The sequence below is a fragment of the Bradyrhizobium sp. genome, from assembly GCF_027451485.1.
Lineage (GTDB): Bacteria > Pseudomonadota > Alphaproteobacteria > Rhizobiales > Xanthobacteraceae > Bradyrhizobium.
In genome coordinates, this window is the sequence record NZ_DAIDJE010000214.1 from 92,291 (window position 1) to 108,258 (window position 15,968).

Annotated in this window: 16 protein-coding genes; 9 read left to right on the forward strand and 7 right to left on the reverse strand. The window is 62.1% G+C overall.

Annotated elements, in window-relative coordinates:
- Positions 1 to 9: 9 nt before the first annotated feature.
- Together NEZ08_RS25575 and cysG are read right to left on the reverse strand one after the other, a co-directional pair.
- Entirely contained in the window at positions 10 to 327 is a 318-nt protein-coding gene (locus NEZ08_RS25575) for a DUF2849 domain-containing protein (RefSeq protein ID WP_298113570.1), read from the reverse strand.
- Positions 324 to 1,760 (reverse strand): siroheme synthase CysG, encoded by a 1,437-nt coding sequence (cysG, locus tag NEZ08_RS25580; RefSeq protein ID WP_298113574.1) that lies wholly within the window; start codon positions 1,758 to 1,760, stop codon positions 324 to 326. The genes NEZ08_RS25575 and cysG overlap by 4 nt, the downstream gene beginning before the upstream one ends.
- Positions 1,761 to 2,014: 254 nt before the next feature.
- Here cysG and cysD point away from each other — a divergent pair, with 254 nt between their 5' ends.
- From cysD to NEZ08_RS25595, 3 genes are all read left to right on the forward strand, one after another.
- The gene (gene cysD, locus NEZ08_RS25585) at positions 2,015 to 2,809 is read left to right on the forward strand and encodes a sulfate adenylyltransferase subunit CysD (protein ID WP_298113621.1); all 795 of its coding nucleotides are present in this window, start codon (positions 2,015 to 2,017) and stop codon (positions 2,807 to 2,809) included.
- A 25-nt stretch (positions 2,810 to 2,834) separates the two neighbouring features.
- On the forward strand, positions 2,835 to 4,751 hold the full coding sequence (cysC, locus tag NEZ08_RS25590) for an adenylyl-sulfate kinase (protein WP_298113577.1): 1,917 nt from the start codon (positions 2,835 to 2,837) through the stop codon (positions 4,749 to 4,751).
- Positions 4,752 to 4,914: 163 nt separating this feature from the next.
- A complete protein-coding gene (locus NEZ08_RS25595) occupies positions 4,915 to 7,074 on the forward strand; it encodes a malate synthase G (RefSeq protein ID WP_298113580.1) in 2,160 nt (719 codons plus the stop codon).
- Between the two features lie 80 nt (positions 7,075 to 7,154).
- Here the strand turns inward: NEZ08_RS25595 and NEZ08_RS25600 are convergent, their stop codons facing one another.
- A complete protein-coding gene (locus NEZ08_RS25600) occupies positions 7,155 to 8,045 on the reverse strand; it encodes an SDR family oxidoreductase (RefSeq protein WP_298113583.1) in 891 nt (296 codons plus the stop codon).
- Positions 8,046 to 8,136: 91 nt separating this feature from the next.
- Here NEZ08_RS25600 and NEZ08_RS25605 point away from each other — a divergent pair, with 91 nt between their 5' ends.
- Positions 8,137 to 8,961, forward strand: a complete 825-nt coding sequence (locus tag NEZ08_RS25605; protein WP_298113586.1) for a helix-turn-helix transcriptional regulator — start codon at positions 8,137 to 8,139, stop codon at positions 8,959 to 8,961.
- A 151-nt stretch (positions 8,962 to 9,112) separates the two neighbouring features.
- The gene (locus tag NEZ08_RS25610) at positions 9,113 to 9,313 is read left to right on the forward strand and encodes a CsbD family protein (protein WP_298113588.1); all 201 of its coding nucleotides are present in this window, start codon (positions 9,113 to 9,115) and stop codon (positions 9,311 to 9,313) included.
- Positions 9,314 to 9,406: 93 nt separating this feature from the next.
- Here the strand turns inward: NEZ08_RS25610 and NEZ08_RS25615 are convergent, their stop codons facing one another.
- Complete coding sequence (locus NEZ08_RS25615) at positions 9,407 to 9,568, reverse strand: Thivi_2564 family membrane protein (RefSeq protein WP_298113592.1); 162 nt, start codon at positions 9,566 to 9,568, stop codon at positions 9,407 to 9,409.
- Between the two features lie 191 nt (positions 9,569 to 9,759).
- On the opposite strand from NEZ08_RS25615, the gene NEZ08_RS25620 reads away from it, so the two are divergent.
- The gene (locus NEZ08_RS25620) at positions 9,760 to 11,853 is read left to right on the forward strand and encodes a methyl-accepting chemotaxis protein (RefSeq protein WP_298113595.1); all 2,094 of its coding nucleotides are present in this window, start codon (positions 9,760 to 9,762) and stop codon (positions 11,851 to 11,853) included.
- Positions 11,854 to 11,892: 39 nt separating this feature from the next.
- Here NEZ08_RS25620 and NEZ08_RS25625 read toward each other — a convergent pair whose 3' ends face one another.
- Entirely contained in the window at positions 11,893 to 12,486 is a 594-nt protein-coding gene (locus NEZ08_RS25625; protein WP_298113596.1) for a DUF2865 domain-containing protein, read from the reverse strand.
- A gap of 8 nt (positions 12,487 to 12,494) precedes the next feature.
- Positions 12,495 to 13,298, reverse strand: coding sequence for a L,D-transpeptidase (locus tag NEZ08_RS25630; RefSeq protein ID WP_298113599.1), 804 nt, complete (start codon positions 13,296 to 13,298; stop codon positions 12,495 to 12,497).
- Positions 13,299 to 13,549: 251 nt separating this feature from the next.
- Between NEZ08_RS25630 and NEZ08_RS25635 the strand changes: the two genes are divergently transcribed.
- The 3 genes from NEZ08_RS25635 to NEZ08_RS25645 all read left to right on the forward strand — a co-directional run bounded on the left by NEZ08_RS25635 (position 13,550) and on the right by NEZ08_RS25645 (position 15,542).
- A complete protein-coding gene (locus NEZ08_RS25635; RefSeq protein WP_298113624.1) occupies positions 13,550 to 14,608 on the forward strand; it encodes an AI-2E family transporter in 1,059 nt (352 codons plus the stop codon).
- A 114-nt stretch (positions 14,609 to 14,722) separates the two neighbouring features.
- On the forward strand, positions 14,723 to 15,061 hold the full coding sequence (locus NEZ08_RS25640; RefSeq protein ID WP_367278463.1) for a YqjD family protein: 339 nt from the start codon (positions 14,723 to 14,725) through the stop codon (positions 15,059 to 15,061).
- Positions 15,062 to 15,110: 49 nt separating this feature from the next.
- On the forward strand, positions 15,111 to 15,542 hold the full coding sequence (locus NEZ08_RS25645; RefSeq protein ID WP_298113602.1) for a hypothetical protein: 432 nt from the start codon (positions 15,111 to 15,113) through the stop codon (positions 15,540 to 15,542).
- Between the two features lie 16 nt (positions 15,543 to 15,558).
- On the opposite strand, the gene NEZ08_RS25650 is transcribed toward NEZ08_RS25645, so the two are convergent.
- Positions 15,559 to 15,968 (reverse strand): hypothetical protein (locus NEZ08_RS25650; RefSeq protein ID WP_298113605.1); only part of this gene is annotated, 410 nt, incomplete at its 5' end.

The window sequence follows — 15,968 nt, forward strand, 5'->3', positions numbered from 1 at the left end:
AGGCCGCCCCTACGCCGAAACCGGAAGGAGATCGATCGTGACGCCGCGCTGGCGGATATGTTCGCGCAGGTTGCCCGGCTTGATCGTCTCGCCATCCTTGACGCTGACCGGCGCAATATAGGCGCCCACGGCACCAACATCGTCGGCTGCCGCTTCGGCCAACAGCGCCCTCGCGTCGTCGGCGTTACGCACGACGGCGGCGTGCGACAGATCCGTCGACCAACCGTTGGTTCGGTTGCGGTAGATCACCGCGCCGTCGGCGGTGCGGTTAGCGGTCACGATGGAGGGTCCGGTGATCCGGATTTTTTGTTCAAGCGGAGATGTCATTCGGCGGCAACCTGAAAAAGAGAGGCAAGTTGAGTGAGCTGTTGGCGACGTGCGGGCATGGCATGAGCGACCACGTCGCCGATGATGAGAATGGCGGGACCGCCGGCAACTTTTTCGACGAGCTCCGGCAGTTCATCGAGGGTCCCGGTCGCGGCCGCGGCATCGCTCCGCGTCGCCCGCGCAAAAACGCCGACCGGAGTTTTTGGCGAGCGTCCGGCGGCAAGCAGGCCCTTGCGCACCGAAGGCGCCGCCATCATGCCCATATAGACGACGATCGTCATGGCGACGTCGGTCAGCGTCGACCAGTCGACCATCTCGGCGTCGCTGGCCTTGTGCGCGGTGAGGAAGGTGACGCGCAGCGCCTGGTGGCGGAAGGTGAGCGGCACTTCGAATTGCGCGGCAGCGCCGATGCCGGCCGTGATTCCGGGGATAACCGAATAGGCGACCTTCGCCTGGCGGAGCGCCTCGACCTCCTCGCCACCCCGGCCGAAGATGAAGGGATCGCCGCCCTTCAGCCGCACAGCGCGCTTGCCAGCTCGCGCTGCTTCGATCAGAAGCCGGTTGACGGCGTCCTGACCCATTCCTGGTTTGCCGACGCGCCGGCCAACGGCAACGCGCTCCGCGTCGCGGCGCGCGCGGCCAAGAATGTCCGGGTTGACCAGTTCGTCATAGAAAACAACGTCGGCATCCTGCAACGCGCGCAGCGCCTTGACGGTCAGCAGATCCGGATCGCCCGGACCCGCGCCCACCAGCGTCACGCTTCCTGCGGCCTCGCCCGACTGCAGCCGACCTATGAAGGCGGACGCATCACCGACGTTCTTCAGCGCGCTTTCCGCCTCGTCGGCGCGTCCAGCCAGCACAAGTGCGCCGACCGGACCATCGACCACGCGCTCCCAGAAGCGGCGACGCAGCGCAAAGTCAGGGATCAGGTCGTGGATCGTCTTGCGCCAGCGACCGATGAACGAAGCAAGTTCGCCGATGCGCTCCGGCAGCAGCGCTTCGATACGTTCGCGAACGCGCCGCGCCACGACCGGTGAGGCGCCACCGGTACCGACCGCAACCACGACATCGCCGCGATCAACGACAGCCGGAAAAATGAACGTGGAATGATCGAGATCGTCCATCACGTTGATGGGCAGACCTGCTGCATTGGCCCGCGCCGACATCGCAGGCCCGATATCGCCAGCGCCCGCGCATACGATCGCGACCACACCGCTTAATTCGGCGATCAGCGGATCGCCCGCCGCAAGCTCGACCCGCGAGGCCTCGTCCGCGCATAGCCCGCTGAGATCATGCTTTCCGCCGACCGCATACCAGCGAACCCGCGCGCCGGCAGATACCAGCAGACGCAGCTTGGCGCGGGCTGGATCGCCTGCACCTGCGAGCAACACGACCCCGCGTTGCACATCGAGAAAGATCGGCAGAAATCGCATGCTGTGCCCGCTTCCGGAACTTCCCGGTTGACTGGAATTATTTTCTATATATGTGTCTTATACAGCGCGCAAAGAGAAGATTTTTTCATCTCTTGAGCAATGCCACTATAGAATTTTCAAGTCGCAAGGCCAAGGGTTCGTAGATGCATCTTCTCGAAGACAGTTACGTGCAAGACAGGGTGCATCGCGAGCTCCCCGCCGGCCCCCTCCCCGTCACGCAAAATTCGAGCCATAGACCGGCTTCCTACTCCTCGATGGATCACCTCGACGCGCTCGAGGCCCAGAGCATCTACATCCTCCGTGAGGCGTTCGCGCGTCTGAAGAAACTCGCGCTATTGTGGTCGCTCGGCAAAGATTCAAACGTGATGATCTGGCTTGCCCGCAAGGCATTCTTCGGCCGCGTGCCGTTTCCGGCGCTCCACGTCGATACCGGCAAGAAGTTTCCGGAGATGTACGCTTTCCGCGACACCTACGGCAGGGAATGGAAGCTTGACCTTAAAATAGAGCCGTGCCCGCCGATCGACGCCGTCGATCCGACGCTGCCGCCGGCGGCGCGGTCGGCCGCGCGCAAGACCGAAGGCCTCAAGCTCGCGCTCGCAAAGTATGGTTTCGATGGATTGATCGCCGGCATTCGCCGCGACGAGGAAGCGACCCGCGCCAAGGAGCGGGTGTTTTCGCCGCGCGGCGCCGAGGGCGGGTGGGACGTGCGCGACCAACCGCCGGAATTCTGGGATCAGTTTAACGCCTCGCCGCCGCCGGGCGCACACTTGCGGATTCATCCCATCCTGCATTGGACCGAGGCCGACATCTGGGCCTACACGAAGCGCGAAAACATTCCGATCATTCCGCTTTATCTCGCCAACGGCGGCAAGAGATATCGTTCGCTGGGCGATGCCGATATCACCTTTCCGGTGGCTTCGACCGCGGCCAGCATCGAGGAAATCCTGGCCGAACTCGAACGCACCAAGGTGCCCGAGCGTGCGGGCCGATCGCTCGACCACGAGACTGAGGACGCGTTCGAGCGGCTGCGCGTCGCCGGCTACCTGTAGAAAACAGCCATATGTTGGATTTGCCATGAACATGAGCGTGCCCGCCGAGCTGCCGCTGCTTCCGAACAGCGCTATCCGTGCGCAGCTGCGCATTGTCATCGTCGGCCATGTCGATCATGGCAAGTCCACGCTGGTCGGGCGGCTGCTGCATGAAACCGGCAGCCTGCCGGATGGCAAGCTCGAGATGTTGAAGCAGGTGAGCGCACGGCGCGGCATGCCGTTTGAATGGTCGTTCCTGCTCGATGCGTTGCAAACCGAGCGCGACCAGGGCATCACCATCGACACCACGCAGATTCGCTTTCGCACGCGATCACGCGATGTGGTGCTGATCGACGCTCCCGGTCACGCCGAATTCCTCCGCAACATGATCACCGGCGCGTCGCAGGCCGACGCTGCACTCCTGATCATCGATGCGCTGGAAGGCGTGCGCGATCAGACGAGGCGCCACGGCTACCTCCTGCATCTATTGGGCGTCAAACAGGTCACTGTGGTCGTCAACAAGATGGATCGCGTTGCCTTTAGCGAGGCGCGATTTGCCGAGATTCGCGACGAGATTTCAGCACATCTGGCCGGCCTTGGCGTCGCCCCGCTTGCGGTCATCCCGATCTCTGCACGGGACGGCGACGGCGTCGCCAAGCTGTCGCAGCGAATCAGCTGGTACGCCGGGGCGACCGTGGTCGAAGCGCTCGATGCGCTTCAGCCCGCGCAACCACCCGAGCAGCTTGCGCTACGGCTGCCGGTCCAGGCGATCTACAAATTCGACGACCGCCGCATCATCGCCGGCCGGATCGAATCCGGCCGCCTTTCGAGCGGCGACGAAATCGTCATCATGCCGGCGGGGAAGATCGCCAAGATCAGGAGCGTCGAAAGCTGGCCGATTACGCCGCTCAAAGGCGTGCAGACCGCGGGTCGATCGGTCGGCATTACGCTCGATCGCGAGCTGTTTCTCGAGCGCGGCGATATCATCGCGCACACGGAATCCGCTCCGCGCGATACACGGCGAATTCATGCCCGCATCTTCTGGCTCCATGACAGGCCGCTCGACAAGGGCGACCAGATCCTCGTGCGGCTGGGCACGCGCGAGAGCCGCGCCAGCGTCGTGACAATCGACAAGGCGGTCGATCCCGGCGCGTTATCGAGCGTCGAGAATACGTCCATTGCACGTAACCACGTCGGCGAGATCGACATCGCGCTGGCCCAACCGATCGCCGCCGATGCCTATGCCGACAATCCGAGGACCGGGCGGCTTGTAATCGAGGTCAACGGCCGCATCGCCGGCGGCGGATTGGTGCTGTCGGTGGATTCCGGACGGCGCGCCCTGCCGGTTGATATCGTGCCGGTGGAATCGGCTCTCCGGCCAGACGAGCGCTCGGGCCGCTATCGCCACCGCGGCGCGGTGGTCTGGCTGACGGGATTGCCCGCTTCCGGAAAATCGACGCTGGCGTGCGCGCTGGAGCGGCGGCTGTTTGACCGTGGCGGCTCGCCGGTTCTTCTGGATGGCGACACCCTGCGCGCCGGACTCAACCGCGATCTCGGCTTCTCCGCGCAGGACCGCAGCGAAAACATCCGGCGCCTCGCTGAAGTTGCGACGCATCTCGCCCGCAATGGTCACGTCGCGATCGTCGCCGCCGTCTCCCCCTCGCGCGAGGACCGCGCTGCTGCGCGTCAGATCGCCGACACCGTGTTTCGCGAAATTCACGTCGCGACGCCCGCTGAAATCTGCGAAAGCCGCGATCCAAAGGGTCATTACGCCAAGGCGCGCGCAGGCGGTCTGCCGGCATTCACCGGCATAACCCGCGACTACGAACCGCCGGTAAATTGCGAGCTCGTCATCGATACCTCGCAACTTCCGGTGAGCGAAGCCGCCGAGGCCGCAGAACGCATGCTGCTGGCCACCGGCATCCTTTTCGACGAAGTCATTGATCTGGCTGCCAATATTTGAGCCCGCCCGGAGCTGCCCAGGAAGCCTCCGAAAAGCTTTTCCTTAGGCCGGCTTTAGCGCTAAAAGGCGTCGAACTTCGCGCCTTTTGGCGCGTTTTTTGCTCCGAAAATTCACAAAAATGACGGCGCTTCCCGGCGCGGTCTCTCGCGGGAAAAATTCGACCATGACTCGTATCGACGCCCACGGCCTGAAGATTGCGCCTGTTCTGTTCGATTTCATCGCCAAAGAGGCCGCCCCGAAAACAGGAATCTCAGCCGATGCGTTTTGGGCGGGCCTCGCCGCGATCGTGCGGGATCTGGCGCCCAAAAATCGCGATCTTCTCGCATTTCGCGATCAGCTGCAGGCAAAGATTGACGACTGGCACCGCGCTCACAAGGGCAAGCCGCTCGACCTCGACGCCTACACGGCTTTCCTGAAGGAGATCGGTTACCTGCTGCCGGAGCCGGCGACTCACAAGGTCGAGACTGCCAATGTCGATGAGGAAATCGGCAAGATCTGCGGACCGCAGCTCGTCGTGCCGCTCACCAATGCGCGCTATGCGCTGAATGCCGCCAACGCCCGCTGGGGCAGCCTGTACGACGCGTTTTACGGCACCGATGCGATCCCGCACGGCGCAAGCGAAACCGGCCGCGGCTTCAACAAGGCGCGCGGCGACAAGGTGGTGGCGAAGGCCAAGAGCTTCCTCGACCAGGCCGTGCCGCTTGCGACCGGCAGCCACGCCGATGTCGTGGCCTACACAGTCGTCGGCGGCAAGCTCGCCGTCAAGCTGAAGAACGGCAGCACCACCGCGTTGAAGTCCGATGCGCAGTTCGCGGGTTACCGCGGCGACGCCGCCTCTCCTTCGGCCATTCTGCTGGTCAACAACGGCCTGCACATCGAGCTCCAGATCGATCGAAGCCACATGATCGGCAAGGACGATCCCGCAGGCGTTGCCGACTTGATCATGGAAGCCGCGGTCAGCACCATTCTCGACATGGAAGACAGCGTTGCGACTGTGGATGCCGATGACAAGGTGCTTGTCTACCGCAACACGCTCGGCCTGATGAACGGCACGCTGTCGGCCGAATTCGAAAAGGGCGGCAAGACGCTGACGCGCGCGCTCAATCCCGACCGCGTCTACACGACGGGTGACGGCAAGGAGCTCAAGCTCCACGGTCGTAGCCTGCTGCTGATGCGCAATGTCGGCCACCACATGTTTACCGATGCGGTCCTCGATGCTGCGGGCAAGGAAATTCCCGAAGGCATGCTGGATGCCGCGGTCTCGGGGTTGCTCGCGATCCACGATCTCAAGGGTCTTTCCAGGCTGCGCAACAGCCGGACCGGCTCGGTCTATATCGTCAAGCCGAAGATGCACGGTCCGGACGAGGTCGCATTTACCTGCGAGCTTTTCGCGCGCGTCGAGAAGATGCTGTCCTTGCCGGAAAATACTCTGAAGGTCGGCATCATGGACGAGGAGCGCCGCACCACGGTGAACCTGAAGAGCTGCATCCAGCAGGCGACCAAACGCATCGTCTTCATCAACACCGGCTTCCTCGACCGTACCGGCGACGAGATTCATACCTCGATGGAAGCCGGCCCCATGATCCGCAAGAACGAAATGAAAGCGCAGCCCTGGATCAAGGCCTATGAAGACTGGAACGTCGACATTGGGTTGATCGACGGCCTGCCCGGCCATGCCCAGATCGGCAAGGGCATGTGGGCCGCGCCCGACAAGATGGCGGACATGCTGACGCAGAAGATCGGACATCCGCAGGCCGGCGCGACCACGGCTTGGGTGCCCTCGCCGACGGCCGCAACGCTGCATGCACTGCACTATCATCAGGTCAACGTGCTGGCGCGTCAGCAGGAGCTCTCCAAGGGCGGGCCGCGCGCCAAGCTGTCCGACATCCTGACCATCCCGGTTTCAAAATCGAACTGGGCACCTGATGACGTGCGGCAGGAGATCGACAACAACTGCCAAGGCATCCTCGGATACGTCGTGCGCTGGATCGATCAGGGCGTCGGCTGCTCGAAGGTACCTGACATTCACGACGTCGGCCTGATGGAAGATCGCGCAACCTTGCGCATCTCGAGCCAGCATCTGGCCAACTGGCTGCGTCACGGCGTCGTCACCAACGAGCAGGTGATGGATTCCCTGAAGCGGATGGCGGCGGTAGTCGACGGCCAGAACAAGGACGATGCGCTCTACAAGCCAATGGCCCCGGGCTTCGACGGCGTCGCCTTCAAGGCAGCATGCGATCTCGTCTTCAAGGGACGCGAGCAGCCGAACGGCTACACCGAATACATTCTCACCGCGCGGCGCCGCGAAGCCAAGGCGGGCTAGTGGAATCGATCTGACATTCGCTGGCCACCGGTTGGTCGAGCGAATGTCAAATCCCGAAGTCGATTCCAACCTCTTGGTACTCAAACCTTGAAGTAGCCCGGCTGGCTGATGTCGGCGATCAAGCCAGTGCCGGTGGGCGTCCAGCCCAACCGCTGCTGGGTCAAAGTGCTGGAAGCCGGCATGTCCAAGCCGGCGAACATCGCCAGTGGTCCGTAATAATCGCGGGCCTGCTCTTTCCTGATCGAAACAACCGGCACATTCAGCGCGCGGCCGATCAATTCGACGATCTGACGCATGGGTACGCCTTCCTCGCCAACGGCGTGGTAGATGCCGTTTACCGTGCCCCTTTCCAAGGCAAGTCGGTACAAGCGGGCGACATCCAGCCTGTGGGCCGCAGCCCATCGTTCGGCGCCGTCCCCGACATAGGCGGCGGCGCCCTTTTGGCGCGCGAGTTCGACCAGGTAACTGATCAACCCGGCCTTTCCGGCGGCGCCATGCACTTGCGGCAGGCGTATCGCCATCGCACGCACGCCACGCGACGCATAGGCCAAACCGGCCTGCTCAGAGACGCGCGGAACATGCGTGCTGGACTCGCGCCGCATATCTTCGGTGACCACCACACCTGGTGCGATAAGGCCCGTTCCAGAGGTGACGATGAAAGGCTTGTTCGTCCCCACCAGCACATCGCCCATTGCATCGATTGCCGTCTTGTCGATGGCGCCATTCTCCGCGAATTTCGTGAAATCATGAATGAAGGCCAGATGGATCACGCCATCTGAGTCCTTTGCACCGCGCTTCAGGCTTTCGACGTCCTGCAGCGAGCCGCGATGGACCTGGGCTCCCAGGTTCTCCAGCGTCCTCACGTTCTCTTCGGAGCGCGCGAGGCCCACGACCTGATGCCCGTTTGCGATGAGTTCTTTTGTGGTCTCAGTGCCGATAAACCCTGCGGCGCCGGTGACGAATAAGCGCATGAGAAACATTCCCTGTTCAGAACACCCGGATATTGTTAGGTTGTTCATTCAGGTAAAGTAGTGAGATCATACCGGTATAATCGCTAACAGGATGACGAACGCGACCTCGCTTGGGACTTATCTGAAGGATCGTCGCGCCAAGCTTGATCCTGCCGCGTTCGGCTTTTCGCTGAAGCGGCGGCGAACACCGGGACTCCGGCGCGAAGAAGTGGCGCATCGCGCGAATGTGAGCGCCACCTGGTACACGTGGCTGGAGCAGGGGCGCGGCGGAGCGCCCTCCGCCGATGTGCTGGATCGGATCGCCCGCGCCATGATGCTGACCGACGTAGAGCGCGAACATCTGTTTCTGCTCGGTCTCGGTCGGCCGCCAGAAGCCCGCTACAACGCGCCCGAAAGTATCTCACCCCGTCTGCAACGCGTGCTCGACACGCTGGAATTCAGTCCCGCCTTTGTTCGCACTGCGACATGGGATGTGATCGCGTGGAACAGGGCCGCCGCCGCTGTCCTGACCGACTACAGCACGTTGCCGGAGGGGCAGCGCAATGTTCTGCGCATGATGTTCCGCGACAGCCGCGTACGCGCGGCTCAGCCTAACTGGCAAAGTGTTGCGCGCTATGTCGTGGCGTCATTCCGCGCGGATGTGACCCGCGTCGGCGCCGCGCGCAATGTGCAGTCTCTGGTCGATGAACTCTGCGCGACAAGCCCTGAATTCGCGGCGATGTGGCGTGACAACGATGTGCAAGGCCATGGCGATGGCCTGAAAGTTTTGCAGCATCCCGTCGCCGGACCGCTCTCAATGGAGTTTTCGGCTTTCGCCGTCGACGGCCGGCCGGACCTCAACATGGTGATCTTCAATCCTGCGACCCGCGCGGATGCGAACAATATCGGTGACCTGCTGAAGTCTCTGCCGAAGTAGGCGTGCCCTATCGCTAACTTCGCTCCGAATACGATCTGGGTACAATTGCTTCATTCGCACGCCGACGAAACAGCCGCTCTCGCCGCGGCTCGCTCCGGAACAACTGGCGACCGCAATCGTTGAAGCATCTTCTTGCCACAGGGAGATGATGATGGATTGGAACCAGGTCCAGGGCAACTGGAAGCAGATCAGAGGGAAGGCGAAAGAGAAGTGGGGTAAACTCACCGATGACGATCTCAACGTCATCGAAGGCCGCCGCGAACAACTCGAGGGCAAGTTGCAGCAGCGCTACGGATTCGCCAAAGAACAGATCCATAAGGACGTCGACGACTGGTTCAGTACTCTAAAGTAAACCCCGGATCCGAATTCGACGCGCAGAGGAACGCGAAAAAGCCCCGGCACTTACCGGGGCTTTTTTTGCAGCATAGCCAGCAATGCGAAGGCGCTAAAACACGGCGATATATTTGAGCAGCGAGAGGATGCCCAAAATCACGACGATGACGCGCACGATCTGCTTGGCGCGGCCATCGAGCGGCAAGAGATTGACGAGATACAGGATCAGGATAACGACCACAAAGGTCACAAGCGCACTGATCAGCAACGACATGTCAGTTCCCCCAAAATATCTGTGAAGCGAATTGATACCGGGTCTAACGCCTGAGTGTTTGGCCGGTTCCGCTCCCGGAACAGCTCTGAATGTACCAACAAGATCAATTGTTTCGCATTGGAAGCGTCAGCAGCGCTGTCTAAAAATTTACCTTTTTTGGCTATCTGGGCGGGCTAGATTTGGGGGAACCGATGCTCGATCGTTTTACCGTGTCGTCGCTAATCAAGTCGGTGATCGCCCTGACGGCCATCTGCACCACGGCCCTGCTGGGGGTCAGCGCCTGGAGCTCGTGGGGACGGCTCGCTACGACGAGCCGGATCCTGGTCGTTACCGATGCCTCGTCCAACCTCTTCAAGGCGATGCATAACCTGCGCAGCGGCCGGTCGACTACGCTTCGCAACCTGAGCGAGGACGCGCCGCTTTCGGCCGACATGCAGGTCTATCTAAGCGCCACCCGAGAAGCCCAGCTTCCGGCAATGCGCGCGGCAGCCATGAGGCTCGAAGGTTTCGAATTTCCGGACCGCCGGACGCTGATGCCGGAACTGAACCGGCTAATCGAGGCATTTGCCGCCCTCGACGCGGAATCCTGGGACGCTCTCAATAAGCCGAAATCGCAGCGGCGGCCCGCACTCGCCAAGGAATTCAACGACAATACCAATGCGCTGCTCGGAGTACTGGACAAGGTTTCGAACAAGATTGCAGAAGCGGTCGATCACGACGATCCGCTCGTTCATCAGATGCTGACAATCAAGCAGCTTGCCTGGCTGATGCGCAATACCGCTGGCGAGGCATCGCTGATGATCTCGAACGGACTGACCTTCGGCAAGATAGCTCCGGACTTCCGTCAAAAATTCACGAAGCTCGCCGGCGGCATCGAAACCGCGTGGGCAGCGCTAAAGATCGTTGCTTCGGGCAGCGGATTGCCCGCCGATCTCAGCGCAGCAATGAACGAGGCACAGACAGCCTACTTCGACAAGGAATTTACCGGCGCGCGGGACGGCCTGGTGAACGCGCTCGCCAGGGGCGAGACGCCTAAAATGAAGGGGAACGAATGGAGCCCATTCTCGGTGAAGCACATGACGAGCGCAGTTGTGGTCGCCGAACGGGCGCTCGATGCGGCAAAGACGTACGCGGCGGCTCAGCATAGCGCAGCCTGGCGTTCGCTAATCCTGCAATTGGCGCTGCTCTCTTCGGCTCTCGCGCTGACTTTTGTGGCCATGATGGCCGTGACGCGGCGCGTCATCGGGCCCTTGCACGCCATGCGCGATGCCATGCTGAAAGTCGCGTCCGGCAATCTGACGGTCGAGACCGGCTACGCGCAGCGAGGCGACGAGATCGGCGCGCTGGCGAATGCGCTGGAAATCTTTAAGCAGCAGGCCGTGGACAAGCGCCGCATTGAGGAACAGGAACGCGAGCGCAACGTCGGTGCGGCCTCGCGCCAGAAAGCCATCGAAGCCTACGTCGCCGAGTTCGAGAGTCAGGTCCGGCGGACACTCGACCAGTTGAACGCGGCTTCCAACGGGATGCGGGGGACTTCCGCCGATTTGTCGGAAGTCTCAAGCCAGACCAATTCGCGGGTGAAAGTCGCCGAAAAGGCCTCCGGCGAGGCGTCGGTCAGCGTGGAAAGCGTCGCTTCGGCCTCGCAGGAGCTGAGCGCCTCGATCGACGACATCAGCCGCCAGGCTTCCCATGCCGCCGGCATCGCCAGCCGCGCCGTTGTGCGGGCGCGGGAAACCGACCATACGGTGCAGGGGCTGGCCAAGACTGCGGCGGGAATTGGCGAGGTGGTCGGCCTGATCAATTCCATTGCCGCGCAGACCAACCTGCTGGCGCTGAATGCGACCATCGAGGCCGCGCGGGCCGGCGAGGCGGGGCGCGGCTTTGCCGTTGTGGCGTCCGAGGTCAAATCGCTGGCGAGCCAGACCGCCAAGGCAACCGATGAAATCTCGGAGCAGATTGCCGACATTCAGAAGGTCGCCGGTGAAGCCATCGAAGCCATCAAGGGCATCGGCGGCATCATCGGCGAGGTCAACGAGGTTGCAACCGCGATTGCGGCCGCGGTCGAGGAGCAGGGGGCGGCCACACAAGAGATCTCCCGCAACACCCGACACGCCGCGCAGGGCACCCGGAACGTCGCCGAGAACATCGGCGGCGTCAAAAACGACGCCGACGCGGCGTCAACGGCAGCTCAGAAAGTCAAGCACGCCTCTGAAATGCTGGAGACGCAGAGCCTCCAGCTCGGCAACCAGGTCACCGAATTCCTGGCGAAAATCCGCGCGGCTTGAAAGGTCTTCCCGACCTGTCTTGCGGCCCGGGGTCGTCCGCTACTGCTTCGCGACGACGGGCAGTCGCTGATAATGCGATCTGATCGACTGCGGCGCAGGCGAGAAGCTGAGCGTATCGCCGCGGCGAGCGGCACTACGCCCGGCCACCATCAGCCCGTCGGATGCGGCAACGATATCCCCCTTCCGCAGGGTCGGATCGTCCTCGATTTTCACCTTGGCGAGGCCGACCGTATCCTTGCCATTGCAGGTGCAGCCAGCGACGAGCTCTTCGCGATAACGAAATGCGTTAGGCAATTCGGCATAGGGCTTGCCGTCTTCGGTCAGCGCATTGTCGATATCGCGGCCATACACCACCTTGGTCTCGCTTGCCGGGCAAAAGCTGTTGCATGAGGCCGCGCGGCTTTGATGGACCGTGCTTGAGATCGGAAAATAACGCCCGTCGCATGTCCGCACGCAATAGGCCTGCGAGCCGCCAGCGTAGGCCATGGCCGTCATCACCGGGGGCCGCCGGTGAACACCGAACGCGCCGAACAAGGCCGACAGGAAATCCTCCGCCAGCGCGGCTTGCGCGACCATCATGGCGATGCAGGCGGTCGCACTGCCCAATGCCAGCTTGCCTTTGCTTACGCCCATGCTGCCCTTCAGTACTCGGCGGATGTTGAAAAGTTCAGCGCCTGGCGCCCCGAGGATAGCGTCGTCACCTCAGCGTGAGGCTGTGCCGTCAAAGCTGCCACATCGCGTCCGGTGATCGGCCTGGATACGAGATGGACGGCGTTTTTCGGCATCACCACCACCCTGGTGCCGAGGCTGACGCGATTGAAGAGGTCGATGACATCTTCATTGGTCAGACGAATGCAGCCGCTGGACACGAACTTCCCGATTGTTGTGGGATCGTTGGTGCCGTGGATGCGGTATTCACTGGCGCCGAGATACATGGCGCGGGCGCCGAGCGGATTGCCGGGGCCGCCGGCCATAAAGCGCGGCAGATAGGGTTGGCGCGCGATCATCTGCGCCGGCGGATGCCAGTCCGGCCATTCCCGCTTGCTGGATATCCTCTGCACGCCAGACCAAGTGAATCCCGCGCGGCCGACGCCAACCCCATAGCGGATCGCGCGACCGTTCCCGAGTACGTAATAAAGCACGGTGTTGCCTGTATCGATGATGATCGTGCCCGGCGCCTCCTTGGTGTCGAGAGCGACGGCCGTTCGCCGCAGCCGCGCCGGAAGCAGCGATGGGCTTGCTTCCGCAGAGCCGCCCGGAGCGGTCATGCCGTCGTCGGAGGGAAAGGCAGATAACGGCGTCGGAGCATAGCTCAGCGCCTGGGCATCAGCCCCGGTGGCGAGAAGCGATGGCGCCAATGCGAGCGCGCCCGTCAGCAGAAGCCAACGGGAGATACGAAGCCGCAGCTTGCGCAGCGGCCAAGGGAACTCGGAAATCCGTGTCATGATCTGCCCCGCTTTTGGCGCGCATCGCGCGAGTTCTTCTTTCGCTGCAAGAAACGCCGAAGCATCAAATCTGGTTCCGAACCCGTGACCGGGTCGCCGCTGTCAACAACGAGAAGACTCACATCTGCGCGATGGAACTTTCGGCTTGCGCAGGCTTTGTTTCGACTCATCGCCGCGGGCGGAATTCGGAGCTGTCGTTGCGTGTGCTGTCTGACGAACGTGCGCCGGCCACTGACACCACGCTCCTATCAGTGCCGGATAGTGATGCCGAGCCGTCGTCGATCGCCCGACGCACCGACGTCATTGCGCTCGTCCTGGTGTCATTGCTGGTAATCAGTGTCGTAGCGGTCCTTTATATTGCCAAAGCGTTTTTCCTGCCTGTGGTGGCAGCGTTCGTGGTCGGCACCATGTTGTCGCCGGCGGCGAGCTTCCTGGAAAACCGTCGAATGCCTCGAGCCTTGTCAGCCGTTCTGATTGTGGGTGCGGTCGGGGCCGGCGTCTCATTCATTATCGGGCTGATTTCCTCCCCGGTCATGCAATGGACCGGCCGGCTGCCCGAAGTCGCCAACCTGCTCAGGGACAAGCTGCACGTCTTAGATCGCCCGCTCGCGCTCTGGCACGAGTTTCAGAACATGCTCGGCGTTTCCAATACCTTCCCCGCGCCGACTCTCCCGATGCCGAAACTTGAATGGATGCAATCGGCACTGGAATTCCTGCCGCCGACCTTCACCGAGTTCCTGCTGTTCATCGCAACTCTCATTCTCTTCATTGCAAGCTGGCGCGACCTGCGGCGGGCTCTGATCATGACCTTCACCAGCCACGAGTCGCGGCTGCGCGCGCTTCGCGTTCTCAACGCCATTGAAGAGCATCTCGGGGCTTATCTTCTGACGGTGACGCTGATTAATATGGGCGTAGGCGCGATGGTCGGATTGATTTGCTGGGCAACGGGCATGCCGAACCCGGCCGGACTCGGCGCCCTCGCAGCGACACTGAATTATCTTCCAATCATCGGGCCGGTCGCGATGTTTATGGTCCTGGCGCTGGTTGGTCTGCTGGCCATGCCGACGATCGGCGCGGGCCTGATTGCGCCGCTCGCTTTTGTCGCAGTCACGTTTCTCGAAGGCCATTTCGTCACGCCGACGATTATCGGCCGCCGGTTGGAGCTGAACGCGCTCGCCGTCTTCATCTCGCTGGCGTTCTGGACCTGGTTGTGGGGACCGATGGGCGCCTTTCTATCGTCGCCGCTTTTGATCGTGTCGCTGATACTGCGCGATCATTTGTCGGCACCGGACTCGCCGCAATTGCCATAAGCTATCAGGAACGCACGCGAAGTTTCGTTTTGGGAACTTCGGCAAGCGAGCGGCGTTTCTATCTGCGGATAGCGGAACATGATGCCGAGCATCGACGGAATGGGTCGACGGAGAATGGGAATGCAGGACATGATGGATAAAGCGAGCTACGACCGCCTCGAGAAAGACGTGGCCAGGGTAAAGGACGATATCAGCGACCTTGCTGAACAAATCACGGATGCGCTCAACACCATCGCAGGCTCGGCGCGCAAACAGGCGCGGAGCGGCTATAAGCAGGCCCGCGCCAATGTCGATCAGGTGGTGGGCGATCTTTCTGACCGCGGCAGTGCGATCCTGGACGCCGCAATGTCGGCCGAGGAAACGCTAGAGGACGTCGTTGCAGAGCGCCCGCTGGTGACCATCGGGCTGGCCCTCGGGCTTGGCTTTCTGATTGGCGCGACGTGGCGCCGCTGACAGGACCGAAGAAGAGCGGCAAGAAAAGTGTAATCGGTAGGGTCACTCGATGCTGCTGCGCATGATCGACGACTTGAAGGAATCTACAGGCGTGGCCATCAGAATGACCTCACTTGCCGCGGCAATTGCCCTTGCCGTATTCATAACGATTTCATTTCTCTGCGCAGCCGCTTTCATCTACGTACTGCAAACCTATGGGCTAATCGAAGCCTGCCTCACCGGCGCTGCCATCTTCTTCGTGGTCGCCATCATCGGAATCGTGATTTACGCGGTACGAAAGAGTAAGAACCGGCGCCATGCCGAAGAGATGACGAAATCGGGATTGCAGTCGGCGCTGGCCGACCCGATGGTTCTCACCGCCGGCATACAGGCCGCCCGCGCCATCGGAATGAAACGGCTGGTCCCGCTCCTGGCGGTCGGCGGGCTGGCTTTGGGGTTGCTTGCCAGCCGGTCATCCTCGCACCAGGCGCCGGCCGAGTAATCGTATCATTCTTTCGTCAGGCAACGCAGCGGCCGGGCTCAAGGCGCTTGGCGACTTCCGTGAGGATGCTCACGACGGGCTCGCAGGCAAGCTTGGATTTATGGGCCGTGGCGGGCTTGGCCGGCACAGGCACCGGCGGGGGATTGGCCGTGACCACGGGAATACGGACGAGAAAGGTCGTGTCCGCGAAGCCGTCGAGTCTCAGCGAAACGGTTCGCGTCGACGCCGCCGCGGCCGGGACTGCCGAGCGGTCCGCCTTCGCGGCTCGATTCACCGAACTCATGCCTCCCTGCGACACGCTGGAAAGCAACGACAATCCTTGGGTAACAGGTGCTGAATTACCAGAAATCAGACTGCCCGCCGTCGGGACCAAGTCCCGGCCCCGTGCGAATTCTGCCGCGCCTGAAATCAGCGAGAGTGCGAGAA

Bases quoted from the DNA above. Each gene is read 5' to 3' on its own strand.
- NEZ08_RS25620 (WP_298113595.1), top strand. From the start codon at position 9,760: ATGCTCGATCGTTTTACCGTGTCGTCGCTAATCAAGTCGGTGATCGCC.
- NEZ08_RS25575 (WP_298113570.1), bottom strand. From the start codon at position 327: ATGACATCTCCGCTTGAACAAAAAATCCGGATCACCGGACCCTCCATC.
- NEZ08_RS25630 (WP_298113599.1), bottom strand. From the start codon at position 13,298: ATGACACGGATTTCCGAGTTCCCTTGGCCGCTGCGCAAGCTGCGGCTT.
- NEZ08_RS25640 (WP_367278463.1), top strand. From the start codon at position 14,723: ATGGGAATGCAGGACATGATGGATAAAGCGAGCTACGACCGCCTCGAG.
- NEZ08_RS25600 (WP_298113583.1), bottom strand. From the start codon at position 8,045: ATGCGCTTATTCGTCACCGGCGCCGCAGGGTTTATCGGCACTGAGACC.
- cysD (WP_298113621.1), top strand. From the start codon at position 2,015: ATGGATCACCTCGACGCGCTCGAGGCCCAGAGCATCTACATCCTCCGT.
- cysC (WP_298113577.1), top strand. From the start codon at position 2,835: ATGAACATGAGCGTGCCCGCCGAGCTGCCGCTGCTTCCGAACAGCGCT.
- NEZ08_RS25615 (WP_298113592.1), bottom strand. From the start codon at position 9,568: ATGTCGTTGCTGATCAGTGCGCTTGTGACCTTTGTGGTCGTTATCCTG.
- NEZ08_RS25610 (WP_298113588.1), top strand. From the start codon at position 9,113: ATGGATTGGAACCAGGTCCAGGGCAACTGGAAGCAGATCAGAGGGAAG.
- NEZ08_RS25605 (WP_298113586.1), top strand. From the start codon at position 8,137: ATGACGAACGCGACCTCGCTTGGGACTTATCTGAAGGATCGTCGCGCC.
- NEZ08_RS25645 (WP_298113602.1), top strand. From the start codon at position 15,111: ATGCTGCTGCGCATGATCGACGACTTGAAGGAATCTACAGGCGTGGCC.
- NEZ08_RS25595 (WP_298113580.1), top strand. From the start codon at position 4,915: ATGACTCGTATCGACGCCCACGGCCTGAAGATTGCGCCTGTTCTGTTC.
- NEZ08_RS25625 (WP_298113596.1), bottom strand. From the start codon at position 12,486: ATGGGCGTAAGCAAAGGCAAGCTGGCATTGGGCAGTGCGACCGCCTGC.
- cysG (WP_298113574.1), bottom strand. From the start codon at position 1,760: ATGCGATTTCTGCCGATCTTTCTCGATGTGCAACGCGGGGTCGTGTTG.